The organism is Streptosporangium sp. NPDC023615 (assembly GCF_040640155.1).
Classification (GTDB): domain Bacteria; phylum Actinomycetota; class Actinomycetes; order Streptosporangiales; family Streptosporangiaceae; genus Streptosporangium.
Genome location: NZ_JBFABE010000023.1, coordinates 50,071 through 74,479, shown reverse-complemented (window position 1 = coordinate 74,479; position 24,409 = coordinate 50,071). Strand labels below are relative to the sequence as shown.

Sequence of the window (24,409 nt, the reverse complement as noted above, 5' to 3'; positions counted from 1 at the left end):
TCATGTCTCGGCGGATCGACTACCACGACGACCCCGGTGCCCCCACGCCCAACAGCATGGTTCCATCCGTGAACGCGGTGGTCACCAACGACGCCGGCGACATCTTGATGATCCACCGCACCGACAACGACAACTGGGCACTCCCCGGGGGTGCGATCGATCTGGGCGAGTCGGTCCCGCAGGCCGCGGTACGCGAGACGGCGGAGGAGACCGGAATCACGTGCGAGATCACCGGAATGGTCGGGATCTACACCGACCCCCGGCACGTGATCCTCTACACGTCCAACGGCGAGGCCCGGCAGGAGTTCTCCATCGTGCTCACAGCACGTGCCATCGGGGGATCGCCGACGACGAGCAGCGAGTCACGCGAAGTGCGATGGGTTCCGTGCGAGGACGTCCTGTCCCTCCCGATGGACCGGGCGATGCGGATGCGGATCGAGCACTACCTGAAGGGCGCCGACCTACCGCACATCGGCTAGCGCCGCTTCAACAGAGGCGACCGCAGCCAGAAGCAACGGCTCGTTGATGCCGATGACACGGGTCACCAGGTCGCCGGGACCGTAACGGGCACGGATCTCCGCCAGGCGCTCATGCACGGTGAACCGCTCGCCGTTCGGGCCGGTGGTGATGTCACAGTAGATGAGCGCTTCGGCCAGCTCGGGCCGTCCCTCACGGAACTCGGCGGTCAACAGGTCGATCAGACCGAGCTCCCGAGCCTCGTTGATGGCAACCGAGTGGTAGGCCACCAGACCGCACAACGTGTCGTCGACCCGCTGAACGTCTCGCAGGTATCGGGCACCGTCGAGCGGATGAAAGCCAGTGTCGACGAGATCAGGTGCGTAACCGATGTCATGCAGCCAGGCCGCGGTGATCAGCAGATCAGCGTGTTTCCCGAGGATCGGCGTCAGCGAGACGGCACGCGCGGCCACCCCTTGCGTGTGCGCCCAGCGGCGTGGCAACGGCTCCCGGAGAAAATGTTCGGCCAGCTCACGAGCCCATTCGGCGTGTTCCATGCGGTTCACGATAAATGCCGACCCCCGGAGGACGACCAGAGCGAGAGCGAGACGTCTCAAGACGTCTCAGACTTGGGCCGATCGGACGAAGCGGCCCTTACCGTGTTGGGCGACGATCAGCCCTTCGCGTTCCAGTTCGGCCAGGGCATGACGGACGGTGTTGCGCGACGCCCGATGCCGACGGCGCAGTGCATGCTCACTGGGCAGGGGGGCGCCGGCGGGAAACGCCCCTGCGCGGATCTGTTCGCGCAAGGCGCGAGCGATCACCTGATAGCGGTAGGTCGCCTGCAGATCTGGGGCGTCCCCTCTCACGACACGTCCTTTGCCGGGCAGGGTGACGATCAAGCCTTCGTCCTCCAGGACGGCCAAGCCACGACGGGCCGTGGACCGGGCGATGCGGAACTGGTCGACGAGAGCCATCTCTGAAGGCAGGACGCTGCCCGGCGGGTACGCGCCTGTGGTGATCTGGTCGCGGAGCCAATCGGCGAGCAGGTGGTAGACCCGCCCGCCGGTCAGCCATCTGTTTTCGCTATGGGACATCGTCGCCGAGCTCAGGAGCGATAAGCGTTGACGATCTGACCCAGATCCAGGCCCAGCTCTCCCTGCTCGCCGTCGCGCCAGCTGGCCTGGGCCGCCTCAGCGATCCGATCGGCGGCGGGGAACAACTTCAAGCACGAGACCCGCTCGTCGTGCTGATCGCCCCAGTAGAACCACAGGAACGGCAGATGGACGTAGACGCGGCGAGGGCGGAATGCGCTGTCGGTGACGTCCAGGCACGGCCGATCCTTGCTGTCGGTGATCAGGACCGCGATGACCTCCCGGTTGATCAGCTCGTTGCGGAGCGCGGTGAGCAACTCGACCTGATAGGCGTACTGGTTCTCTTTCACGGTGCTCATGGATGAAGGACTCCCATCGGACGGTGAGGGCGGAGCCCTGGGTGGGCGGGGCTCCATGCCGACGAGCTTCGCTGTCCGGTAAGAACTCGGGCACCGCAAGTTAGGGACGTCTAGGGACGTCTTATGTTAGCGTCGCAAGCACCGGCCCTCCTGCCGCGGAAGGTGCGTCCCCGATGAACGAAAACCTCCGGCACGCCTTGATCCGGGCGCGACTACAGCCCGTCGACATCGCCGCCCGCCTGGCGGTCGACCCCAAAACCGTCGCCCGCTGGATCAGCGGCCGCATCCCCCACCCTCGCCACCGCTTCGCGGTCGCCGATCTTCTCGGAACCCACGAGAACGACCTGTGGCCTGACGTCTCCTACGGCCGACGCCACATCACCGGCGAGATCAAGGCCGTCTATCCCCACCGCTGGTCCGTACCCGCCGAAGTCTGGCGCTCGTTCTTCCAGGCCGCGGAGAAGGAGATCGGCATCCTCGTCTACAGCGGACTGTTCCTCGCCGAGGACGCCGGCCTTCTCCGAATCCTCACCGAGCGAGCACGGGCAGGGGTACGGGTCCGCATCCTGCTGGGCGACCCCGACAGCCCGCAGGTCGCCGCCCGAGGCACAGAAGAAGGCGCCGGCAGCGACGTCATGGCCATCCGCATCCACAACGCCCTCGCCCTTTACCGCCCCCTTCAAGACATCGAGGGCATCGAGATCCGCCGGCATCGCACCGTGCTCTACAACTCGATCTACCGCGCCGACGACAGCCTGTTGGTCAACCTGCACGTGTACGGCACCCGAGCCTCCGAAGCACCCGTCATCTACCTGACCCGCACCGAGGCCGACAACGCCACTCTGACCTACCTCGACAGCTTCGAACGCGTCTGGAACAGCACCGAAACCGCAGGTCAGGCGATCTGATGACCTTTTGGCTTCAAGATCGAACGTAACTTATCTGTTCGCTTTCAAGGGCGATCCGCCTGCGGCGTCTCGCCGCGCGTTGGGCGGTCGCTGGCCGCGCTGCGGCTCTTCGGCCGGTCGCGGCCAGCACCGCCCACGCGACATTGCATTCTATATGCGAATATTTCTCATGTTGATATCAACGACTGAACAACGTCATGAAATGACCATGCGGTACGGTCCTCGCCGTGGCAGACTAGTCGCATGTCTGAATTCGACTCACAGCCGAAGTCAATCCAGTCCATCTATGCGTGGTACAGCGAAAACAAGCTCCTAGTTAATCGCCGCTATCAGCGCAAGCTTGTGTGGACCTTGGAGGAAAAGCAGAAGCTAGTCGATTCGGTTCTTAAAAACTATCCAATTCCCGCTATATTGCTTGCTGAACGAGAAAATGGCGTCTATGAGGTGATCGATGGTCTGCAACGCCTCCATACCATCGTCTCATTCATCGAAACCGCGTTCACGACAATCGATGGTAGATATTTCGATGTAGCACAGCTTGTTACGGCGAAGAACCGATCTAATCGCGGTAAATTCTCGATATCCGATGGGGATAAGCTGTCCGCCCAGGAGGTGGGCACGCTTCTTGATTACACAATAGCAATGTACGTGATGCGAAATGCTTCAGATGAAGAAGTTGATGACGTTTTCTCACGGATTAATACTTATGGACACAGGCTGAGCGAGCAAGAGCGAAGGCAAGCGGGAGTAAGGGACGATTTTTCGGCTCTCGTTCGAGAGCTTTCTTGTGAGGTTCGTGGAGACGCGTCAAGCGATGTCCTCACTTTGGAAAAAATGCCATCTATAAGCATTGATCTTCCAAAGACGAAGCATGGGTACGAAGTTGAAGCGGACCAAGTTTTTTGGGTTGAGCAGGGAATCCTAAGGTCAACCGATCTAAGAGACTCTATGGACGAGCAGTGCATTGCTGATATTGCGTCTTCAATTATCGGCGGCAAAATAGTTGAACGTTCAAAGGATGCGCTTGACCAGCTCTATGAAACCGGATCATCTGAGAATAAGCGGATTATTGCCGCACTAGATAGCTATGGCTCGGAAAGGTATGCAGCCGAGTTTAAACTATGCTTGGACGAAATACGTGCAATCTGCATTGAAGGAAGTAGTCGGAAACTCCGGTCGATAATTTTTTCCAAGTCAACCACCAACCCATTTCCGGCGGTTTTTGCTGTACTGCTCATTGCCTTCCATGAGCTACTAATTGGAGAAAATAAGAAGATCGCAGACTATGGGGCTATCAAGGAGGCAATTACGAACCTAGACAAACGTATAGAAACTAGCAGGGCATCAACCTCTCCTGACCAGCGCCGAAAGAACGTCAATACCATAAAAGGGTTGATCCGCCCACATCTTGTAGACGGTGAGGCGCGTGATGTCTACGGTGATCATACCGTAACGGATATCGACGCCATCATTCGGCGGTCCGAGATTGAAGCGCCCCACTATGAGCTGAAGCAAGGGATGCTTCGACTTGACAATAGACGAGGTATTGACCCGGATATATTGAATCGCATTATCTGCACGGTCGGTGCGATAGCAAATAACGGGAAGGGGAGAGCTGGAACAATTCTAATTGGAGTCGCAGACAAAGAGGCTGATGCGACGAGAGTGTACGCCTTAGATGGTGTGGAAGCTCGGAAAGTAGGCCGTCGCTTCGTTGTTGGTGTCCGGCGGGAAGCTGTGGTACTCGGTGAAACATCGGAAAGATATTATGCACGCTGGAAAGAGGCAATTCGTTCATCCGATCTGCCTCGCGGTTTGAAAGGTGATGTACTCGCCAATCTTGTGTATTCCGACTACTATGGGCTAGGTGTAATCGTTATTCGAATTCCTGGTCAGAGGGAACCATCAGTTATTGATGGCAAGCTTTATGTTCGAGAAGGTGATGAAACGGTGGAGGTTTCGGAGCCGTCTCGAGTCATGGAAGTCGCAAAACGCTTCATCTAAACGGGGCTGGTCAAGCAAATTAATCGCATATAGGTAGTCTGAAGGTACTAGGTAGCTGTATTCGGTGTTGCGGCCATAACGATCGCTGGCGTCGCCGCTCACCGCACATCGCTGGGGCGATCGACTGCCGCAGCCCTCCTTCGTCGGGCCTTGCCATCGGATGACCACGCCTGAGGTTGCACGAGAACTGGCTACAACATCGGTCACTACAAGCACATGACGATAGCCCTCGACCACCACTGACCTCGGCTAGAGCCGCTGGCAACTGGGTAGTTGCTCCACCCGAGAAGCGGAAGTTCGGAGGTTCAGCTTTGCCTTTAGCTGCAACCCCTAACTCGCATTAATGCCTAGGACGGATCGCCGTTCGAGCCCATGATTTTTGCTGGACATACGGGCATTTGATGCTCAATGATGTATGTAGGTAGCATAGATGTACGTCCGGCTACGAATTGGGTGGAGCTGTCCTTGATGGGCTACCAAGCTGAGTGCGAGCACCCTCGTAGAGTTCTGTGATGATTAAGGTCGCCTCTATGAGGATACGTTTATGGACCTAGCTGTTCTCGTGACCGTAGGCGGAGCCGTTCTCTTGTTCGGTGCTGGTTGGCTCATCGACAAGTTCTTCGGGGGACTCATTGAGGAAATCGGTAAGCGTACTCTTGATCGGCTGCTGCGTCGACCGAGTAAGGGTTTGCTAGGCCAACGAGCTCTTCGTAAGTACGTCAACGATGTGCGGCGGAACTACGCCACCCACACCATGAGCTTCCGCCAGGATGATGCAGCCATCACCGTCGAAGAGGTCTATATTCCGGTCCAGTATCAGTCCGGCGGGCGGCGGCTAGACGTCGAGCAGGCCGTTGTAGGACAGAGTCGTGTAGTCATCGTCGGCGAGCCCGGTGCAGGAAAGTCAATGCTGCTCAAGCACCTCATGTTGGCTTGGGCCCGTGACCCTATGCGCGATCCGCACGTACCGGTTCTCATTGACCTACACCAGTACGGCTCCAGCACCCTGAGAGAACTGCTAGCCAAGGCGCTAAGCCATGGTCGCCGGCAGATCAGTCTTGAGCAGTTGGATGACGCGCTCGATGCAGGGCGCCTACGGCTGTATTTCGACGGTCTGGATGAGGTGACCAGGGATAACTTTCCAGCCGTCCTCAATGAGCTTCGGGAGCTGGCCAGAGGAAACAGCGGTTGTCCTATGGTAGTAACCTGCCGCGAGTCAGTCTATAGAGGCATTCTGGCCGCTGAGTTTGGCGCGCCGCTCAAGGTTGCCGAACTCGATGACGCCGCGCTACGCCGACTGCTGTTACTCCTGATCAAGGACCGCAAACGATGTGAGTTGCTAGTGGCTGCGCTACATGCGAATCGACAGGTACTGGAGCTTGCTCGAAGCCCAATGCTGCTCACTATGATCTCCTATCTCTATGAAGAGGGTCTTTTCGGCGAGCGGGCAGAAAAGCTGCCCAAATCTCGATCAGAGTTCTACGAGCAGGCTGTTGCTTACCTATTACGCAGGGATGAAGCGCGTGGCTTGAACAGTATGACCCGCCACGGACCCGCAGTGAAGCTAGCGGTTCTGCGCAAGGTGGCATTGTTGTTAATGAACAAGCCAAGCGGGAGGACGATCAGTCACCGCGAGTTGCTGGCCGAAGTCCGGGCGGAGGCAGACGATTTCAATCTAGAGCCCCGTGAGGCGACTGAGTTGATCGATGAGATCGTCGACCGCAGTCGGCTGCTGATCCGGCTCGTCGACGCCGACCAGGTCTACGCCTTCCGTCACCTCACTCTTCAAGAATATCTTGCGGCAGTCGAGTTGACCAAGCGTGGCGACGAACTACTCAAGCTGTACAGAGGCAACCCCACCACTTGGCAAGAGGTAGTGCGAATCTGGTGTGGGCAAGTCAGCGAGGACTGTACTTGGCTACTGCGCGCAATCTACACCGATCCCGAAGCTCATCCACTGGTGCTCCTCTGCCTTGCCGAAGCAACGAGAGTTGATCATGCATTCGCCGAGAAAGTCATCGATGCTTTCATCGCCCGAGTGCGCCGTGAGGAGCCCTTACAGGAGTCGGTTATCCGCGCCCTAGGCACACTGGCGGGCGCAGGTGGGCCGCGTGGTCGCCGGGTACTGTCTGCGCTGTTGGAAATAGCTGATCCAGACGTGGACGCTCCGGCGCATGTTGCCTACCGCGTACTAGCAGCCTCTGGTGCCCCAGAAGCCCTCCGGCGTCTACTTGAGGCTGCGGACTCGATTCCCACAGCTCGCCATGCTCTGCGAACTATGGGCGACCTGGCTGTACACGGTCTGGCTAAAGAGTGGCGGATATGGACGATCGATGAGCTGGGCCTTCTCGGAACACCTGCTGCCGCCGAGGCTTTGTTCGAGCTACTGCCGGAGTTTCATGACCCCCAGCGAGTGGCCTGGTGGCTAGCGGCTCTGCTAAACAGCGACGATGTGCGGGCGGCATTTAGCGGCAACACGAGCCAAGAGAACTCCACATGGATCACCAAGCCGTATCGTGGTGATTGGTCGCCTCAGCTTTGCTCTGTGGTCGAGGTAGTTGTTAAGACTCTGCGTGGTTCGGAGATCTCACACTTGGTTGAAAAACAGCGTTCCAAAGCTTCGCCTGGTTTATCTTCGGCTTCGGTGCCTCCGGCTGGATTACCGTCTATCTTCCCACCCATCGCGCTCGCTGCCCTGGCCGCCGATCCCAACCCTATAGTGCGACTCAGCTTGAAACTCTCCGAGCCTGAGCGGGTGGCTCTTGAGGTAGTCAAAAGCCGGGTAAGAGTGTCACCCGGTATGCTTGAGTCTCATGATTCCGGTCAGGTTTGGTCTGCCCTGTGGAATATTTCCCACAAAAACGCTAATGATAAGGAACTCCGTACGGCTGCTGACAAGTTAGCAGAGCTGGTTATCAGTAAGGCGGAGATCGGCGAGGCGGTCAAGAATCTCCTGTGTGCTCTTGAGTGGCCAATGAGGGCGGTCATAGCAGGTGGATTACTTAAAGGTTGGGGAGGCCGCCAAGACTGGGCGCTACTTAAGGAAGTCAGGCCGAAACCCGTATTGCTACGCCGGATCTTCGCTGTCTCTCTATCGCTGACAGCGCTTCTCGTCGTAGGAGCTGGCTGCTATCGCCTCGTATCCACCATCCGCGGTTCCTGGCCTGGGGGAGCCACTTTGCTGGTATGGGTGACGTCGGGGGGAATCGTATTACTCCTGGTTGCAGGAGTACTATGTGTGGTCACATCACTCTTCGATATTGCCAGACTCTTCAGTATTGCCAGCTATATTGTGACATTGCTAAGTGGTGTTGTGGGCGGCGTTGGGCTGCTCATGTGTGGCCTGATGACGCTCGCTGACGGACAAGCTCCGCTCGTTGGTGGCTATGGGATTTGGCTCTTAATTTTTACTATCGGTATCTGCATACTCTTTGGTCTTGGTTACCGTCAACGTTACCGTCTATGGGCTAATCCTTATCGTCGTCTTCTTGTTCGTTGTGCACCGCATTGTTTACCATCGCATACTACTCCAGTGCAGATCGGATTGTTTAGTCACTAAAAAGCTTTACGGGATTACGTGGCCGTTGAGATATGGAAGTCAATCGGTATTAATCTTCCGCGCCTTTGTGGCTGCTGCTCCTTGAAGCAGGAAAGCGCGGCGCGCTTTTCGGTCGCGATCGGTTCGGTTTGGCTCGCCGACAGCTAGGTGAACCTCTTCGTTCCCGATGAGCTTCAGGCGGTGACCCTGTTTACCCATGGATCCGATGCCCCAAGCTCCTGCACGTCTGGCTTCACCTGGAGTCGGTGATCATCCTGGTTGATGTCGCACCTGACTGGGCGCTGCGGATCATGCCTGGCGAGCCGGGGGGAGAGTCACATGATGAAGGAACTCGGTAGCCACGTTGACGCCGTTCCTTTCCCTGCCGAGGTTCTCTTCATGAGGCATATGGGGGAGAAGCTGGTGCGGGTACTGGAGGGGGGCGCTACTGAGGATCCCGGCCAGTGAGTGCAAGCGAAATTCGTCTTCGACGGAGAGGCGTGGTCGCGTGGAGCTTCGGAGATGATCTCCGCCTGGCCGATGGCGAGTCGTCAGGGCCGTTAGAGGAACTGCTCACGGTTGCAAACGCCTGTCCTCATTTGAGAGCCCTGCAGGGCACATCCAGGGCACATGACCAAGAGAAACCCCGAGGATCAGCGGAAGGCGCCGAGAAGTGAAAACGCGCCCTGACCAGGTCTGTCGTACGTAGGACCTGATCAGGGCGATTGGGTTGGCGCTACATCAACAAGCGCGGGCTGTACCGGGGGCCGGAGGAGTGACCGGGGCTCTCCGTGTACGGGCCATGGCGACGTGCCGGCCGCTCGGGGAGGCCCTCAGCCGCGCTTCCCGGGTGAGATCGACAGCAGTGCCCGGCCCTTCTTGATCGACACCAGGCTCACCTCCACCGGGGTGCGTTCGCGGAACGAGAAACTGGAGCTTCCGCCCTCGCCGAGGGTCTGCCACGCGCCGCCTCCGTTCGCGTGCTCCACCCAGTACGTGATCGTGTTCGCCTTGACGGCCACGACCTTGAACCTCGGGTAGTGGAACTTCTTGGCGTTCAGCCGGATCGTGACCGGTTCGGAGAGCTTCAACAGGCAGTCACCGTCGAAGCAGTCCTTGACCCTCGTGGTGGGCTTGCGGGACGGGGACGGGGACGGGGACGAGGGCGGGGACGGGGTCGCGGTCGGGCTCACGGCCGGGGCCTCGGGGCTCGTGGTGCTCGTGGTGCTCGTGGCAGGTGTGCCGGGCGTGTGGGAGGAGGGGGCCGCCTGTGGTCCGGCGTCGGGCGAGCCGCAACCCGTCAGGGCGCACACGGCGAGCACGGGAAGGAGTCTGCGCATGTCGTGGCGTTCCTGTCGCTCGGGGGACCGGCGTCGGGCGAGCGCCGGTGACACGCGAGGTTATTCGATCGGCTCCGGGAGGGGTCCCGGGGAAGCCGGGTCGAGGATCACCAGGTCCGCCTGCTGGATCGTGGCGGTCACCAGCAACTGCGTGATGAGGTTGTGGTTGAGCGCGTTACCCAGGGGTGGCGGGATCTCCTCCTCCCGTAACCCGGCCACCTCGGCGCTGAGCCGCCGGCGCACCTCGTTGACGATGTGCGCGGCGCGCTTGCCGGTCCAGCTCTCCCCGGGGCGCAGTCCGCCCAGCTCGTCGGCGACCTGGGCCCAGGTCAGCGGCTGGGGGTACGGTTCCTGGCGGAGGTAGCGCTGGCTGAGGCACACCAGCACCAGGTGCTCGACCGGGCTCAGGTCCCAGGTCCTGGGGCCGGCCGTCTCGGCCTCGTGCCGGCCGGGGGCGCAGCGTACCGCCGTACCGGCGGCGATCCGTACCTCCAGCAGGTGCTCCTGACGCGGGGACACGATGAACAGCGGGGTGTACGCCGAGGGCAGCTCCGCGTGCTGCCCGCCGAGCACCAGGCGCGAGCCGGGGAAGCGGATCGCCAGCCGGCCGGTGTTGTGCAGCACCCATCCCGACCGCGTCCCGACGATGCGCCCGTGCCGCCGGCTCACGTGCGTGTCGTCGCCGCCGACACAGACGTGGACGTCCGGCTGGCACCGCCCGAACACCAGCTCCAGCCCGGCGTCGGGCGCCACGCGCATCCCCCCGTTCGGCCCCATGGCGAACAGCGTGCCGGGCACGGCCGGGGGCAGCCCGTGCGCGAGGCTGCCGAATTCCCTGGGCAGGATCTCCACCTTCGTCACGACGGTCGTCTCCTCCTTGCGGTCCGCTCACACGCCAGTGGTCGCCCTCCGGGAGGGGCCGGATCGTTCAGACGGCCCCGTCACCCCCTCCACGGCTGGGCACGAGGGTGCTGGAGGAGTTTCCCGCGCCGGCCTCGAAGCCGTCCACGAGCACCCGCCACCTGACCGCTCCGGCGGGGAAGCGGAATCGGATCCGCCACTGATTGATATCCGGACTTTTTGGTATTTCGATGGTCTTCCGCCAGGGCAGTTTCACATCCTTCAGCGTCTTCGACCGGCCGTCCACCGTGTAGGTCACCGAGATGAGCCGGACATCGCCCGTCAGGTGGAACTCCAGCTGACGTCCGCGCGCGGCGGACGGGGCCGGGGCGGCGGGCGTGACGGTGAGTGCCGGTACGCCCGGCGTGGCACCGGTGCCCGTACCGGGAAGGACGCCGGTGGGTACGGCCGGCGCGGCGTCGTCCCGCACTCCCGGGCCCGCCACCGGAGGGCGTCCGGCCCCGCCGAGGACGACGATCACCGCCACCAGGACCGTCAGGAGGGCGCCGGCTCCGGCCCAGACGGACCGGCGGTGGCCGCGCGCCGTCCCTCCGGTGCCGGTGCCGGTGCCGCCGTCGCGGGGGAGCGGCGGGTTCTCCGCCTCTCCCGCACGCCGCCCGATCGCGGCGGCGACCGGGGCCGGCAACGCGTACGCCCGGCCGGGCCCGTCGTGCCGCAGCGCGGCGATGCGGTCGATCAGTCCGTCGGCGGTGGGTCGGCGGCCGGGCTCCAGGTCCATGCAGGAGGCGATCAACGCCCGCAGGTCGTCCTCGGCGATCTCGTCCAACCGCGGCGACTCGGTCCGGACGCGCGACACCCTCACGTGCCACGGCCCCTCGCCGAACGGCTCCGCCCCCGTCCGGGCGAACACCAGGGTCGCGCCGAAGGAGAAGACGTCGGCGGCCGGTCCGGTCGTGTCACCCGCGATCTGCTCGGGGGACATGAAACCGGGCGAGCCGGTCCGCGTCCCCGGCCGGGTGATCGTGGCGGCGTCCACAGCGCGGGCGATGCCGAAGTCGATCAGCCTCGGGCCGTCCGCGGTCAGCAGCACGTTCGCGGGCTTCAGGTCCCGGTGCACGATCCCGGCGCCGTGGATCGACCGCAGCGCCTCGGCCATCCCGGCCGCCAGCGCCCAGACCGTACCGGCCGGGAGGGCACCCGCGTCGCGTACGGCCTCGTCGAGCGACACCGACGGCAGGAACTCGCTCGCAAGCCAGGGCACCTCGGCGGCGGGGTCTGCGTCGAGCACCGCCACGGCGTACGCGCCGCCGACCGCCCGCGCGACCATCACCTCCCGCCGGAACCGCCGCCGGAACTCCCGGTCCTCGGCCAGTTCGGGGCGCACCATCTTGATCGCCACCGCGCGGCCGCCCGCGGAGCGCCCGAGGTATACCGTCCCCATGCCGCCGGAGCCGATCCTGGCCAGCACACGGTAGCGCCGGTCTCCGGTCCCGACCCAGCGCGGGTCGTCGTGTTCCAGAGGCCGCACCGCTACCCCCGGGTCCCGTCGGGCGGGGCGAGGGCGTTGACGTACCCGTCCCTGGTGGCGACGAACACCAGCCCGCCTGCGCTCACCGGACCCGACCTGAGCGTCATGTCGGCACCGTACGTCCACAGGACACGGCCGGTCGCGGGGTCCAGCGCGTGGACCCGCCTGTCGGTGCCGCCCACGTAGAGCGTGCCGCCGTACAGGCCGAGCGCGTTGCCGTAGCCCTGGGGAGCACCGGCGCCCAGCGCGCGGGACCACACCGTCTCACCGGTGGTCGCGCGCATCGCCAGCACGCCGTCTCCGGCGTCGGCGTACACCATCCCGCCGCCGGCCTGGAGCAGGAACCCGTTGCCCGCGCCGACCCTGCGCCAGGCGCGCTTCCCGGTGTCGGCGCGGACGGCGTGCAGGACGTACCGGGTGTCGCTGACGAGGAAGAGACCCTCCCCGTAGCTCACGCCGAAGGCCTCGCCGATCGGGTACGACCACCTGCGCCTGCCGTCGCGGGCCCGCAGGCCCGTCAGTTCGCCGTGGCCCGCCGCCGCCACCGTGCCGCCGCCGGCCGTGAACCCGTCGAGGCCCGTGACGGTCGCCGACCACCGCACCCGCCCGTCCCGCGCGTCCAGGCCCATGAGCCGCTCACCGCCGCCGACGCCGCCGACGCAGGCCACCGGCCCGGTGACCACGGCCTGGAGCGGTGAGAACCCGGGCCGCACGTCCACGATCCACAGCGTCCTGCCGTCACGCGGGCTGACCGCGGACATGTGCGGCGAGCGCGACGAGATCAGGAACGCGAGGCCGCCGGAGGTCCCGGCCAGCTCCCCGCGGCGCTTCCACCGGACCCGTCCGGTACGGGGATCGACGGCGTAGGTGTCACCGGCCTCGCCCCTCACCAGCACGAGATCCTCGCAGAGGAACAGGTCGGCGTAGTAGTCACCGCTCTTCACCCGCCACCGCCGGACGGCTCGCGGTGGCTCGGCGGAGGAGGGGGGCGCCCCGGAACGCGACGGGTCCGAACGCGACGGGTCCGAACGCGACGGGTCCGAACGCGACGGGTCCGAACGCGGTGGCCGCGGCTCCGGCGCGGCGGCCGGAGGCTCGCCCCGGCTCCACAGCAGCGCCCCGAGCCCGCCCGCGGCCAGCGCCCCCACCGCGGTCCCGGCGATGACACTCCGGCGCCGGACGCCCCGGGGGCCTCCCGGCGCGACAGGGAACGGCTCGGCGGTCGCCATGTTCATGACCGCGTCGTCGAGCACGGGGGATCCGCCCGGCTCCTCGGGCAGGCCGGGCGCGTCCACCGGCCCCTCCGCCGCTCGCGGTCCCCCGGGCCCGTCCGGCCTCCCGGGCCCGTCCGGTCCCTCCGGCCCGACGGGCGCGATCGCCGGGGCCGGCGGCAGGACGGTCCGGGCCGTGCGGCGGTCGATCTCGTCGGCGACCGCCGGGGGCAGCCATCGGGTTCCCTGCAGCGAGACCGCGCCCTGCTCCCCGAGCCGTCGCAGCACCTCTCCGGCCGAGGGGCGCCGCGCCGGGTCCGGCCGCAGGCAGTCGACGACCATGTCGCGTAACCACCCCTGTCCGATCCCGTCCAGGTCCGCCTGACCGGTCATGATCCGGTACTGCCGCGACCCCGCCGGGCCCGTCCCGAAGGGTTCGACCCCGCCGGCCGCGTAGGCCAGCACGACGCCCAGCGTGAACACATCGCTCGCGGGCCCGACCTCCACCCCGGCCACCTGCTCCGGCGCCATGAAACCCGGCGTGCCGATGGGAACCCCCCTCTGAGTGATCGTCGCCTCGCCGCTCGGTCTGGCGATCCCGAAGTCGATCACGCGCGGCCCGCCGGCGGTCAGCAGCACATTCGCCGGTTTCAGGTCGCGGTGCACCACGCCGGCCCGGTGGATGGCGGCCAGTGCCTCGGCCAGCCCGCCCGCCAGCGCGCGCAGCGACTCCGGCGGTATCGGCCCGAACGTGTCGACGGCCTCGCGCAGGGTCATCCCGGGCAGGTAGGCCGTGGCCAGCCAGGGCGCCTCGGGGTCGGCGTCCAGCACGGGCGCGGTGAACGCGCCGATCACCCGGCGCGCCGCGGTCACCTCACGCCGGAACCGCGCCCGGTACTCAGGGTCGGCGGCCAGGTGTCTCCTGATGACCTTGACGGCGATCAGCCGCCCGCTCCGCGACCGCCCCAGGTAGACCACGCCCATGCCGCCCGAGCCCAGCCGCGCCAGCACCCGGTAGGGCCCTATCCGGTGGGGATCGTCGGCCCGAAGCGGTTCCACCCGCCTCGCCTCCCCGAATCGCTTCGCGCACAAGGCATCACCGCGAGAATTCTAGGACGGATCACCGGTGAGCCCCAGTGGTAGCCGATCGATGGCCCGTCACCGTCCGGCGCTCCACAGGTTCTCGAAGGTGCGCAGCAGGTGGTCGTACATCACGCTGCCGTTCCCGAATACGAAACAGGGCGTGTTGCGCCCGTGTGCGCTCGATAGATACGGAGTGAAATAGGCGAAATGATCGGTGATGATCGCCCGGCAGGTATGGGGGGCATCGAAAAGGCGCATCTCCACCTCCGGGTTGGCGGCGACCACCGCCGAGAGGTAGGCGATGTTGGCGGACACCTGCTTGGCGAGCAGGCCGGACTCGAAGCCCGGGTCGACGCGCCGCATCTCCTCCTCCCGGCTCTGGAGCCAGCGCCCCGGATCGGCCGGGTCGGGCAGCAGGATCTGCACCGACCGCAGCCGCGTGTGCCGCTGCCGCCACACCTCCTGGAAGCTGTCGCGGGTCAGCTCGTTGCCCCGCCCGGCCAGCACCTTGATCCAGCGGGCCGCGCGCAGATCGGCCGCGAGAGCGGTATTGGCCGCCGACTGTTTCTTGTAGGCGCGTACGACCCCCAGCCCCGATACGCGGGACAACAGTCGTAACAACAACTTTCTCGGCCATGACAATCCGAACCACCCGGCGGCCACCGTGAGCCCGGTGGCGATAAGCGAACTGGCGATACCGATGACGAGCTCCCGCACTTGAATCTCCTTCGCAGGACATATCGTGTGCCGCCGGGACGCGTGCGGTCTAGGGTGGAAAACCCGATGTTCTGCATGGAGCCCACCATGATAGGCGTCATCACCGCTCTTCCCCTGGAATTCACCGCCGTGCGACATGCGCTCGGTCCGCTCCGGAAAGTCTCGCCGCCCGGCGATCCCAATCGGTACGTCACCGGTGAGACGGGGGGCGGCGTGGTGGTCACCTGCCTGGCCATGACGAGCAATGTCCCCGCCGCCGACGCGTGCGCCCATTTGACGCGCAGTTTTCCGCGGGTGCGAACGTTGGTGATGTGCGGGATAGCGCTCGGCGTACCGTGTCCGGGCGACCCGGAGCGGGACGTACGGCTCGGCGACGTCGTGGTGGCCACCGAAGGGGTGGTCCACTACGCGCACCGCCGGGTCACCGAGGCCGGCGGCGCGCCCCGGGGGCCGGTCCTTCCGGCTTCGCCGTCGCTGCTGCGGGCGGTCAACGAGGTGCGCGCGCTGGCGCTGGGCGGCGGGCCGCACTGGGCCGGGGCCGTCGGCCCGCCGTCGGCCGCCTACCGGCGCCCGGAGCCGGGGGAGCCCCGGGTGTTCTACGGGAAGATCGGCAGCGGGGACGAGCTGCTCCGCCACGCCGCCAGGCGCGACGAGATCGCCCGCCAGGACGGTCTGCTGGCGATCGAGATGGAGGGCGCCGGCGTGGCGTGGAGCGCGGCGCTGAACGGCGCGAGCTGCCTGGTCGTACGGGGCGTCAGCGACTACGGCGACACCGCGAAGTCGGACGCGTGGCAGCCCGCCGCCTCGCTGGCGGCGGCCGCCTACCTGCGTGCGATGCTGGAGCACCTCACCCCCGCCCGCCCCGCCACCGGCCCGCTCACCCTGCTCGACGTCGCCGAGGCGCTGGAGCGGGTGCCGTCCCTCCAGACACCCTCCGATCGCGACGACGTCCTGCAGCTCCTGGACCCGGCGATCGCCGGCCGGGTGAAGCGCGACCCCCGGACCCGCCAGGCGGTCCTCAGCCTGGCCGACGTGTGCCGCAGGTATCCCGACGGGCTGGAGCGGCTCCTGGAGGTCCTGCGACGCATGGAGGGCGACTCCGAGCCGGTGCGGGAGCTGGCCACGCTTCTGGGTGAATTCCGCGCCCAGGTTCCCTAGTGCTTCCCGCGGGGCTTACTGGTCGAACTCGCCGTCGACCGCGCCGGCGACGAACGCGTCCCATTCGGCCCGGGTGAAGACGAGGACGGTGCTGTCGTCGGTGCCCCCGTTGCGCATGAGGATGTTCTCGCCCACGAACGCCACTTCCACGGGATCGTCGATCTGCTGGTCGCTCGTTCCGCGTATCCAGACAATGGATGACAGGTCGAATTCTGTCGCCTTTGGTTTGATATGCACCATATCCGTAGTTTATGACGGAATCGTGCCGGGCGCAGGTAAGTCGCTCAAGGGCGGGCCCTGTCGGTGTGGGGAGACCCCACCCGATAGAGTAGCCGTGTGATCACTCTACGCTACCAAGGAGGGGAGTAGTCCATGTCCCAGTCGCCCGTATGGCGCAAGAGCAGCTACAGCACCGAGCAGAACCTCGGCACGTGTGTGGAGGTGGCCCGGCTGGACCGGCAGGTCGGGGTTCGCGACTCGAAGAACCCCGCCGGCCCGCACCTGACGTTCACGCGGAACTCGTGGGCGGCCTTCGTCGGCGCCGTCAAGAGTCGAGCGATCTGAGCGGTGGGACGTGCCGCCGGCGCGCCGCACGTCCCACCTGGTTGTCGAACTCTCCTCGTTTCACGGCCGCCACGAAGGCTTCCCAGGAATTCATGGACACCACGAAGCATGCTTCGTGGGGGTCCTTGGTGTCCTTGACGGCGCGATGCGATCCGAGGTTCGCCACGGCCACGCATGTCCCCTGCCCGTCGCTCCACGAACTTTTGCGCCAGAGAGAATCCGCACTCTCGTTCACGTCGCAGTACTCCAGGTCCGCAGTGGAACGCATCGGCAACCGTACGACTTCTTTGATGTTAATAGATCTTCTTATAGACCGATAGGATATATATCGCAGTTCGCGCGATTTCCCTTGACGGCATCGAGGAAGCCCGGGTGATCCTCCCCGAAGGTTCTCCGGTAACCCGTCAGGGTCGAGGCGAGCAACTTGTCCGCCTCCTGTGTGTCGCCCGTCGCGCGCAGATCGAGGCTCAGGTTGAACGCGCACGTCAGCGTGTTCGGATGGTCGTCGCGAAGCACCCGCCGTATCCGCTCCAACGTCTGCCGGTCCCGTTCCAGCGCCTTGTCGTACCGCTCCAGGGCGAAGAGGTCGCTGGCGAGGTTGATCGCGCAGACCAGGGTCCTGGGGTGGTCAGGCCCGAGCACTTCCGTCAGGGTCTCCAGGGCCGCCTGGTCGAGCTTCCGGGCCTCCTCCGCCTGACCGGCGAGCCGCAGGCTCACGGCGATGTTGACGTCGGCGGTCGGCGTGTTCGGGTGGTCCGGGCCGAAGATCTCCTCGTAGAGCTGCCGGGCCCGCCGCCCCAGTTTGACCGATTCGGCGATCCGGCCGACGTGGCGCAGGTTGATGGCATGGTTCATGGAGACGGCCACCGTCACCTGGAATTCCTCCCCGTAGCGGGCGAGGAACAGCGAGATCGCCTCCTCCGACAGCTCCAGCGCGGCATCGTGGTGTCCGGCCTTGCGGCTCATGACCGACAGCAGGGCGATGCCCTCCATGGTGCCCGGGTGGGAGTTGCCGTAGCGCCGGCGCATCTCGCCGGTGTGGAACTTCTGGAGCTCGAACGCCGTCTGGTAGCGTCCGCACTCCATCTCGTCGATCGCCAGCGCGGCGCGGGAGCTGAGGGTGGTGAGGGCGTCGGCCCCCATGACCTCTTCCTTGCGGCGCAGGGTCTCCTCGTCCAGATCCCTCGCTCTCCACGGGTCCCCGGTCAGCCGGTAGTCGATGGCCAGCAGGTGGGCCTGCTCCAGGGTCAGCGGATCGTCCGGGCCGAAGAGCCGTGACAGGGCCTCGTAGGCCTTACGGTCGATCTCCAGCGCCTCGCCGAACCGACCCAGGTAGCGCAGGTCGGCGCCCAGATAGCCCTGTGCCTCGAGCGTGCGTTCATGCTCGGGGCCGAGGCGTTCGAGGAGCGCGTCGCGGGCGTGCAGGTGATGCAGGTAGGCCGCCTCGAACTCGGCCCCCAGGCGCAACGCCCGCCCCAGGCGGAGCTCGGCCGCGAGGGTCGAATCGTGTTCCGCCCCGAGGCTCCCTCCCCATGCCTCCACCGCCTTGCGGGCGAGGTGGAGAAATCCCTCGTTGTCCCCCCACATATAGAGGTAGTCGATGAGGTTGAGCAGCAACTGCCGGGCCCACGGGTCGGGAGATTCCTCCAGCTTGGAGGCGAGCACGTGGGGGAACAGCGCCTGGTACTCGGGCCACCGCGTGCGGTTGCCGGGTTGCTGGGGGTCGGCGTTGGCGAGGAGGAGATGACCGCAGTGACGCAGGAGGGAGGCCTCCCGCTCCGGCAACTGGCTGGTCACCACCCGCTGGACCAGCCGGTGAAGGGAGATCGTGTTGTTCCGGTAGTTCATCTTGGCCAGGGCGTACTGGTTGATGGCGCGCATGGCCCGCGCCACGGCGATGGGGTCGCGGAGCGCCTCGAGCAGTTCGGCCGGTCCCTCCAGATCGCGGCTGCTGGTGAGCAGCGTCCGGGGAATGGGTTCGGGCGCGAGGAAGGCGCAGACCCGCAGCAGTTGGAGGGCCGCCGGATGACTTTCCTGCAGGCGTGCGAACGAGACGTTCCAGGCGGCGGCCACCGGCACCTCGGCGCCCTCCACGTGCAGCAGCTCGTTCCGCTCGGCGTCGAAGAGCTGGAGGTACTCCGAGACCGGCATGCCCGTCTCGGCCAGCCATACGGCCGCCTGCTCGATCGCGAGCGGCAGGTCTCCCAGGCGTTCGGCGATCGCGTCGGCGTCCGCCTCCGTCAGATCCGGCCCGCGCCGTCGGAGCAGTTCCCGGCTCTCCTCCCGCGTGAAGACGTCCACCTCCAGCGGGGTCGCGTGGCCGAACCAGTCCCGCGAGCGGGAGGTCACCATGATCTTCCCCGGCCCGTTGGGCGGGAAGAACTTCCTGACCTCGTCCACGTCCTCGGCGTTGTCGAAGACCATCAGCCAGTTGGCGTAGGGCCGGCCGAGCCGCAGTGCCTCTTTCACCGCCGGCACCGCCACGTTGGGCTCGGTGACGTTCAGGTCCAGATGAACCGCCAGGTCCACGAACGCCTGTCTGACCATGGTCAGGCGTTCTGCGGGAATCCACCAGATGAGATCGTAATCCTGTTGGTGGATATAGCAGTACTCAATGGCGATCTGGGATTTCCCGACACCGCCGAGGCCGTGCAGTGCCTCGGGCAGTACCGCGGTGGTTCCTGCGGACAGGCGCTCGTGCAATTGATTGAGCACGGTCTCGCGGCCGGTGAAATTGAGGTTCTTCTGTGGGACGTTCCAGACCGGCGGCGGCTGGTTGGCCTGCCGGGCAGGGGCCGTCTCTACCGAGCTCATATTGATGGTCACTCCAAAAGGGTCGTGCGGCTGTGGTTCCTTGACGAGGTGCGGGTATGCGGCCGGCACGTGACCCTCCTGTTCGGAAGAAATCGCATGGCCGGAATTTCTCGGCCCTTCCGGGTGTATCGCCGCGCGGAGGGAGCGAGCGGGCGCGGAGTAGGGCCCCGCCATCGCCTCGAGCGCGGAGACGACCGGGCGCACGATCGGTTCGAGGTCGGGCGGGAGGTCCGGTACGCGGGCGCCGGAAGGGGAGACGACCACCTCGTACAGGACGCGTAGTTCGCTCATCTCGGGACCGAGATGCTCGAAGGCGGTGAGCAGGACCTGAGCCGTGTCCGAGCGGCGGCCCGCCCGCAGCAGTTCCTCCCGCACACCGTCGAGGAAGTCGTAGGGGATGTCGAACGGGCCGGCGGAGGCGTTCACCCGCCGGATCAGGCCGCTGCCCAGCAGTTCGGCCAGGTCGGCCTCGGTCGCCTCGGGTACGAGCCGGCGCTGGACCAGCCGCATCACCGACGACACGAGCGGAACCGAGGCCAGGTGCACGGCGAGCTCGAAGGCGTTCGAGGAGGCGCGCAGGCGGAAAACGCGCACGCGCTCCTCGGCCGAGAGGTCCGTTCGCTGATCATCCGGTTCCGGCCGCTCGTCCTCGTCGGAGGGGCAGGGCACGACCGCGGCGCGCCAGCGGGCGAGCCTGCCCATCACGAAGCCGGCCCACATCGTCACCTGAGCGCGAGTCGTCCCTATGACCGGCGTGGGCACCGTGCCCGAGGGAGGGGACGCCTGGTAGTCACCGGTCGCCGCCGCCACGCCGGGTGCGCGGAGTTCGACCCTGACCGGCGTGATCCCGGTGCGCTCCCACAGTCGCGCGGGCAGCAGGTGCACCACGCAGACCGCGCTGTGCCCTCCCCAGTGTGCCAGCAGACGGTGAGCCGCTCCGTTGTGCCAGGCGTCGCCCACGCCGTCGGTCAGGACGACGATCAGCCGTCTTCCGTTGCCTCCCGGCGCCGACAGGGCGGTCGCGGGCCGGCCCGTCCTGTCGTGCGGCCCCGTTCGCAGCCGCAACGCGTTCGTGTCGGCACGGTCGGTGTCGAGGAGGTGCCTGTGGATCAGACGGAAGGCCGCGACGTCCTCGAAGGCGGCGGCGAACGTCTCGGCCGTCTCCCGCTGGAGCAACGCGAAGCGGCTGTCGTCGATCACTATGTCCAGGCTGAGCCGGCGTTCGCGCGGCGGTCTCACCACCGGCAACCACAGGTCGTCGTAGGCCGCCTGGTCCGCCGTGGCCTCCTCGTCCAGTTCGGGCTCCCCGAAGGGGGAGTCCACGAGAGCGCGGAAGGCGCGCATGGCCCTGGGCAGCTCACGCCGCCGGGGGCCGGTCACGAGCAGGCTCCCGGACTCGCCCGGCTCGCTTCCGCCGATCGCCGGGTCCGCCGGCGAGGGGCTCGCCACGGCACCGAACGGCATGTCGGCGGCCGCGGTGGGCGAGGGTCCCGCCGTGTCACCGGCGGCTCTCACCGGGTCGGCCGCCGGAGACGGCGGCTGCGACGACGGTGACCGCGACGCCGGGAACCCCTCCTCGTCCATGGCGTGGGCCGTGACCAGCGCGGCGAGCCAGAGCAGTTCGGCGGCCTCCTGCCAGGTCGGCGCGCCGGCGCCGGCCGTCGTGGGGGACGCCGGCGTGCTCACTCCGTGCCCGCCGCGTCGAGGCGGCGCAGCACCACGCCGAGCACCTGCTTCCAGGTGCGGTCCTGGCGGACGTCCTCCGCGCTGTGGATGGCGAGATGGAGGGCGTTGAGCAACTGGTCGGCCGCCACCGGGTTGCGGTCGCGGTATTCCAGGAACGTCTGGATCAGCCGGTCCTTGTACGGCTCCGCCCGCTCGGCGAAGTGCGCCACCGCCAGGTCGGCCAGCCGGTCCCTGCTGGGCTGGGACATCTCCAGCCGGATGCACCGGCGCAGGAAGGCCGGGGGGAACTCGCGCTCACCGTTGCTGGTGATGACGATGAAGGGGAAGGCCCGGCACTGGACCCGGCCGTGCCGGATCCGGGCGGTGCCCCCCGCGTCGGCCGTGTGCACGACGACCTCGGGCTCGCGGGCACGGGCACGGAAGAGCTCGCGGATCTGGTACGAACCCTCCTCGAACGTGTCCAGCAGGTCGTTGGCCAGGTCGAGGTCGCCCTTGTCGAATTCGTCGACCAGCAGGACGCGGGGTTGCTCGTAGGGCAGCAAGGCCGTGCCGAGGGCGCCGAGCTGCACGTAGTCGCCGATGTCGGGCTCGGCCCCCTCCAGCCGCGCGTCCTGGACGCGGGCCACGGCGTCGTACTCGTACAGCCCTGAGCGCAGGGTGCTGCGGCTGTTGATGGGCCAGCGCAACACGGGACCGAGGCGCAGTTCCCGTGTCACCGCGTAGGCGAGGGTCGACTTGCCCACCCCGGGCGGGCCGGTGACGAGGAGCGGGCGCCGCAGGCACAGGGCGGCGTTCACCGCGATGACCTCGCCCGGGGCCGGAACGGATCGTGCCAGGAAACCGATATGGCCCAGTCTGCGCTCGAGGTCGGCCGGATCCTCCGGTGGAGGATCGAGCGGAGGACCACCGTCGAAGGTGCGCCACGGCGGCGGTGGCGGAAGTGCCTGGTGAAAGGGAATGTCATCACGCGGTCGGCCGGTGCCCCGGTAAAGATGCCAGCCACGGGGAATCATCGTGAGCCCATCGTCCCCATGTGGCTTTTCCACGCTCATTAGTGGAGCTTCCTCACTTGGACGCATGATTCGGGCAGTCTTCAATAGGCCTCTTGTTAAGGATCCCCTTGTCTTGCCTTCGATGCAAGCCTGACCAAGCCGATTTCCTAGGCCGGTGACCTCAACCGTGGCGCTCGGGGCATGGGCCTGGTCGGATCATCCCACAGCAATGCCACGTCATACCCAGGTTCCGCAGAACGCAGCGCGTGCATGCCGGTCGGGAGTTGTCCGAGACCTCGCGGATGGAGGAAATCGGCCGCCAGCCGCCGAAAGTCCGCATTCATCCTGATGTCTCTACACCATAGGACAATAGGTAATCCGGCGTCGATCGCCGCCGCGAGCTGGATTCGCCCCCGGGAGTCTCTCGGGGGGATCGACAGTACGCAGGCGACCAACCGCTCGCCGCGCAGGAGCTCCGCGTGCATCATCTCCGGCGCGACGGCCTCGACCGGGACGAAGTACACCGTGCCCTCCCCGCGGACGACCTGGTCCCAACGCTGGTGCCAGTGCCTGTGCCTGCTCCGCGGGCGCAGGTGCTCGTCGCTTCGCAGCACCACCTCGTAGTCCGCGCCGAGCGGCCGGGGCGGCAGGAGACCGCCGGTCCGCCTGGGCCAGCGCTCGACGGCCAGGTCCAGCAGCTCCTCGGAAAGCAGGAACTCCAGCACCAGCGGTCCACCCCGGGTGTTGCTCCGGGTCTCCTCGGTCCGCTCGACGAGCTCCTCCACGTAGGGGGGGATCTCATCGAGCGGCAGCTCCACCTCAGGGCCGCGTACCGGATTCCAGCCCGGCTGGTCGGCCTGCGACCAGTGGACGATCCGGTGCAGGTCGCGCCCGTCGTCGGAGACCGGAAGGGGGGAGATCTCTATGACGAGGTAGACGGGAAAGTCGGTACGGGTCTGGGAGGAAGGTGAGCTCTTCATCAGCTGTTCGAGCCTGCGGGCCGCCTCCTCGTCGCCGTTGCGATGGAACCTCGCGCCCTGCGCGTCGATCCAGCGGTGGAGGTCGAAGGACAGTTGAGGATCCTGGCCGGGTTCGTGGTGGACCAGCCGCAGGTACAGCTCCACCACGAACAGCAGGACGGGCGGCAGGGCCCCGGGACGGGCGTTGGAGTCGCGGAGGAAGTCGTAGATCTGCAACGCCGTGGTGAGGTGCGGCGGAAGATAGCGTCCTCCGTTGTCGGTCACCTCGTAGTAGAGGTGGCGCAACCCGGTCAACTGGCAGGCGCGTAACAGCCTGACGATCGTCTCCTCCGCGTCCGGCTCCATCACCGGATCCGCGGAGCCGAGCAGCTTTCTGAGACGCTCGATCACCGGCGTCGAGGCGCCCAGAAAATAGCGCACCGCGGTCTGCAGCGCGTACGCCCCGCCCTCCGCGGCGAGCGTCCGCTCGACCACCCGCAACATGTGCCCCGCAGGGGTGGGGGCGTTCGGTACATTAAGATCGGACCGCAAATGGGAATTTACCGCGTAAAGAAGGTCGGTGGAGTCGATTCCCGCCTGCCTCAACAGATCGGCCACGGCGCCAGCGACAGGTGCGCGCACTTTTCTCCCCATCGAACGCCGATCTTGCAAATTTGAAGGCGATTCTACTAAATCCAGGCCATTCTTCCAGTCATCCGGAAAACGAGTCGGCGGATGCCCCTGGGTGAAAGACGCGAGGCACGGCGGTCCCGGCGCGGGGCCGGTCCGTGAACGACGAGATCCCTCGTCGAGGACAGGGGACACCCCTCGACGTGCCCGGCGGGAGACACGGCACCGGTGGGACGTGACGGCGATGGCCCACGGGCCCGTCCCGGTGCCCGGGAGGTCGTCCCCCCCTCGGGGATACCGTGAGCCGGAGCGCGTTTCGTGAAGATTCGCTATGATTCGAGGAGTTTGCGTGGTACGGGTATCCGCAGCTCACCCGCTCCGAGCGCCGAATCTCCCGGATCATTCCGGCCGCCCCGGACCGGTGGGCGCGGCCCCGGCCGCGGAGGACGAACCCGATCGGGCCGCCGATACGCCCGCGGCGCGGAATCGGGCGGCATACGACAGGCG

19 protein-coding genes are annotated in these 24,409 nt (G+C 66.0%); 6 read left to right on the top strand and 13 right to left on the bottom strand.

What is annotated here, in order from left to right; genetic code table 11:
• The first annotated feature begins 2 nt into the window (after positions 1–2).
• A complete protein-coding gene (locus tag AB0G16_RS18505) occupies positions 3–479 on the top strand; it encodes an NUDIX domain-containing protein (RefSeq protein WP_362806044.1) in 477 nt (158 codons plus the stop codon).
• Here AB0G16_RS18505 and AB0G16_RS18500 read toward each other — a convergent pair.
• The 3 genes from AB0G16_RS18500 to AB0G16_RS18490 form a co-directional block, all read right to left on the bottom strand.
• On the bottom strand, positions 462–1,013 hold the full coding sequence (locus tag AB0G16_RS18500) for an HD domain-containing protein (RefSeq protein ID WP_362806042.1): 552 nt from the start codon (positions 1,011–1,013) through the stop codon (positions 462–464). The two genes, AB0G16_RS18505 and AB0G16_RS18500, sit on opposite strands and share 18 nt — an antisense overlap.
• 66 nt (positions 1,014–1,079) lie before the next feature.
• Positions 1,080–1,553 carry a winged helix-turn-helix domain-containing protein gene (locus AB0G16_RS18495; protein ID WP_362806040.1) on the bottom strand — a complete coding sequence of 158 codons (474 nt, stop codon included), beginning with the start codon at positions 1,551–1,553 and terminating at the stop codon, positions 1,080–1,082.
• An 11-nt stretch (positions 1,554–1,564) separates the two neighbouring features.
• Positions 1,565–1,909 (bottom strand): hypothetical protein, encoded by a 345-nt coding sequence (locus AB0G16_RS18490; protein WP_362806038.1) that lies wholly within the window; start codon positions 1,907–1,909, stop codon positions 1,565–1,567.
• A 173-nt stretch (positions 1,910–2,082) separates the two neighbouring features.
• Here AB0G16_RS18490 and AB0G16_RS18485 point away from each other — a divergent pair, with 173 nt between their 5' ends.
• The 3 genes from AB0G16_RS18485 to AB0G16_RS18475 all read left to right on the top strand — a co-directional run bounded on the left by AB0G16_RS18485 (position 2,083) and on the right by AB0G16_RS18475 (position 8,380).
• Positions 2,083–2,817, top strand: a complete 735-nt coding sequence (locus tag AB0G16_RS18485; protein WP_362806037.1) for an XRE family transcriptional regulator — start codon at positions 2,083–2,085, stop codon at positions 2,815–2,817.
• 243 nt (positions 2,818–3,060) lie between these two features.
• Positions 3,061–4,821 carry a DUF262 domain-containing protein gene (locus AB0G16_RS18480; protein WP_362806036.1) on the top strand — a complete coding sequence of 587 codons (1,761 nt, stop codon included), beginning with the start codon at positions 3,061–3,063 and terminating at the stop codon, positions 4,819–4,821.
• Positions 4,822–5,365: 544 nt separating this feature from the next.
• Positions 5,366–8,380, top strand: coding sequence for an NACHT domain-containing protein (locus AB0G16_RS18475; RefSeq protein ID WP_362806035.1), 3,015 nt, complete (start codon positions 5,366–5,368; stop codon positions 8,378–8,380).
• A gap of 812 nt (positions 8,381–9,192) precedes the next feature.
• On the opposite strand, the gene AB0G16_RS18470 is transcribed toward AB0G16_RS18475, so the two are convergent.
• The 5 genes from AB0G16_RS18470 to AB0G16_RS18450 all read right to left on the bottom strand — a co-directional run bounded on the left by AB0G16_RS18470 (position 9,193) and on the right by AB0G16_RS18450 (position 15,099).
• Entirely contained in the window at positions 9,193–9,699 is a 507-nt protein-coding gene (locus tag AB0G16_RS18470) for a hypothetical protein (protein WP_362806033.1), read from the bottom strand.
• 60 nt (positions 9,700–9,759) lie between these two features.
• Positions 9,760–10,560 carry a hypothetical protein gene (locus tag AB0G16_RS18465; RefSeq protein WP_362806031.1) on the bottom strand — a complete coding sequence of 267 codons (801 nt, stop codon included), beginning with the start codon at positions 10,558–10,560 and terminating at the stop codon, positions 9,760–9,762.
• 67 nt (positions 10,561–10,627) lie between these two features.
• Positions 10,628–12,088, bottom strand: coding sequence for a serine/threonine-protein kinase (locus tag AB0G16_RS18460; protein WP_362806029.1), 1,461 nt, complete (start codon positions 12,086–12,088; stop codon positions 10,628–10,630).
• 2 nt (positions 12,089–12,090) lie between these two features.
• Positions 12,091–14,358, bottom strand: coding sequence for a PQQ-binding-like beta-propeller repeat protein (locus tag AB0G16_RS18455; protein WP_362806027.1), 2,268 nt, complete (start codon positions 14,356–14,358; stop codon positions 12,091–12,093).
• 99 nt (positions 14,359–14,457) lie between these two features.
• Positions 14,458–15,099: a hypothetical protein gene (locus tag AB0G16_RS18450; protein WP_362806025.1), complete on the bottom strand. Its 642-nt coding sequence runs from the start codon at positions 15,097–15,099 to the stop codon at positions 14,458–14,460.
• A 66-nt stretch (positions 15,100–15,165) separates the two neighbouring features.
• On the opposite strand from AB0G16_RS18450, the gene AB0G16_RS18445 reads away from it, so the two are divergent.
• Positions 15,166–16,257 (top strand): hypothetical protein, encoded by a 1,092-nt coding sequence (locus tag AB0G16_RS18445; RefSeq protein WP_362806023.1) that lies wholly within the window; start codon positions 15,166–15,168, stop codon positions 16,255–16,257.
• A 15-nt stretch (positions 16,258–16,272) separates the two neighbouring features.
• Here the strand turns inward: AB0G16_RS18445 and AB0G16_RS18440 are convergent, their stop codons facing one another.
• On the bottom strand, positions 16,273–16,497 hold the full coding sequence (locus tag AB0G16_RS18440) for a DUF397 domain-containing protein (RefSeq protein WP_362806021.1): 225 nt from the start codon (positions 16,495–16,497) through the stop codon (positions 16,273–16,275).
• Positions 16,498–16,629: 132 nt separating this feature from the next.
• Here AB0G16_RS18440 and AB0G16_RS18435 point away from each other — a divergent pair, with 132 nt between their 5' ends.
• Positions 16,630–16,821 carry a DUF397 domain-containing protein gene (locus AB0G16_RS18435; RefSeq protein ID WP_362806019.1) on the top strand — a complete coding sequence of 64 codons (192 nt, stop codon included), beginning with the start codon at positions 16,630–16,632 and terminating at the stop codon, positions 16,819–16,821.
• Here the strand turns inward: AB0G16_RS18435 and AB0G16_RS18430 are convergent.
• The 4 genes from AB0G16_RS18430 to AB0G16_RS18415 form a co-directional block, all read right to left on the bottom strand.
• The gene (locus AB0G16_RS18430) at positions 16,802–17,089 is read right to left on the bottom strand and encodes a DUF397 domain-containing protein (protein ID WP_362806017.1); all 288 of its coding nucleotides are present in this window, start codon (positions 17,087–17,089) and stop codon (positions 16,802–16,804) included. The genes AB0G16_RS18435 and AB0G16_RS18430 overlap by 20 nt on opposite strands.
• 38 nt (positions 17,090–17,127) lie before the next feature.
• Positions 17,128–21,321 carry an FxSxx-COOH system tetratricopeptide repeat protein gene (gene fxsT, locus AB0G16_RS18425; RefSeq protein WP_362806015.1) on the bottom strand — a complete coding sequence of 1,398 codons (4,194 nt, stop codon included), beginning with the start codon at positions 21,319–21,321 and terminating at the stop codon, positions 17,128–17,130.
• Positions 21,318–22,118, bottom strand: coding sequence for an AAA family ATPase (locus AB0G16_RS18420; RefSeq protein WP_362806013.1), 801 nt, complete (start codon positions 22,116–22,118; stop codon positions 21,318–21,320). The genes fxsT and AB0G16_RS18420 overlap by 4 nt, the downstream gene beginning before the upstream one ends.
• A gap of 362 nt (positions 22,119–22,480) precedes the next feature.
• Positions 22,481–23,776 (bottom strand): hypothetical protein, encoded by a 1,296-nt coding sequence (locus AB0G16_RS18415; protein WP_362806011.1) that lies wholly within the window; start codon positions 23,774–23,776, stop codon positions 22,481–22,483.
• Positions 23,777–24,409 lie beyond the last annotated feature (633 nt).

Excerpts from the sequence above, each read along its gene's own strand:
- AB0G16_RS18440 (WP_362806021.1), bottom strand. The coding sequence starts at position 16,497 with ATGGTGCATATCAAACCAAAGGCGACAGAATTCGACCTGTCATCCATT.
- AB0G16_RS18500 (WP_362806042.1), bottom strand. The coding sequence starts at position 1,013 with ATGGAACACGCCGAATGGGCTCGTGAGCTGGCCGAACATTTTCTCCGG.
- AB0G16_RS18430 (WP_362806017.1), bottom strand. The coding sequence starts at position 17,089 with ATGCGTTCCACTGCGGACCTGGAGTACTGCGACGTGAACGAGAGTGCG.
- AB0G16_RS18415 (WP_362806011.1), bottom strand. The coding sequence starts at position 23,776 with ATGTTGCGGGTGGTCGAGCGGACGCTCGCCGCGGAGGGCGGGGCGTAC.
- AB0G16_RS18490 (WP_362806038.1), bottom strand. The coding sequence starts at position 1,909 with ATGAGCACCGTGAAAGAGAACCAGTACGCCTATCAGGTCGAGTTGCTC.
- AB0G16_RS18475 (WP_362806035.1), top strand. The coding sequence starts at position 5,366 with ATGGACCTAGCTGTTCTCGTGACCGTAGGCGGAGCCGTTCTCTTGTTC.
- AB0G16_RS18480 (WP_362806036.1), top strand. The coding sequence starts at position 3,061 with ATGTCTGAATTCGACTCACAGCCGAAGTCAATCCAGTCCATCTATGCG.
- AB0G16_RS18445 (WP_362806023.1), top strand. The coding sequence starts at position 15,166 with ATGTTCTGCATGGAGCCCACCATGATAGGCGTCATCACCGCTCTTCCC.
- AB0G16_RS18505 (WP_362806044.1), top strand. The coding sequence starts at position 3 with ATGTCTCGGCGGATCGACTACCACGACGACCCCGGTGCCCCCACGCCC.
- AB0G16_RS18485 (WP_362806037.1), top strand. The coding sequence starts at position 2,083 with ATGAACGAAAACCTCCGGCACGCCTTGATCCGGGCGCGACTACAGCCC.
- AB0G16_RS18495 (WP_362806040.1), bottom strand. The coding sequence starts at position 1,553 with ATGTCCCATAGCGAAAACAGATGGCTGACCGGCGGGCGGGTCTACCAC.
- AB0G16_RS18470 (WP_362806033.1), bottom strand. The coding sequence starts at position 9,699 with ATGCGCAGACTCCTTCCCGTGCTCGCCGTGTGCGCCCTGACGGGTTGC.
- AB0G16_RS18435 (WP_362806019.1), top strand. The coding sequence starts at position 16,630 with ATGTCCCAGTCGCCCGTATGGCGCAAGAGCAGCTACAGCACCGAGCAG.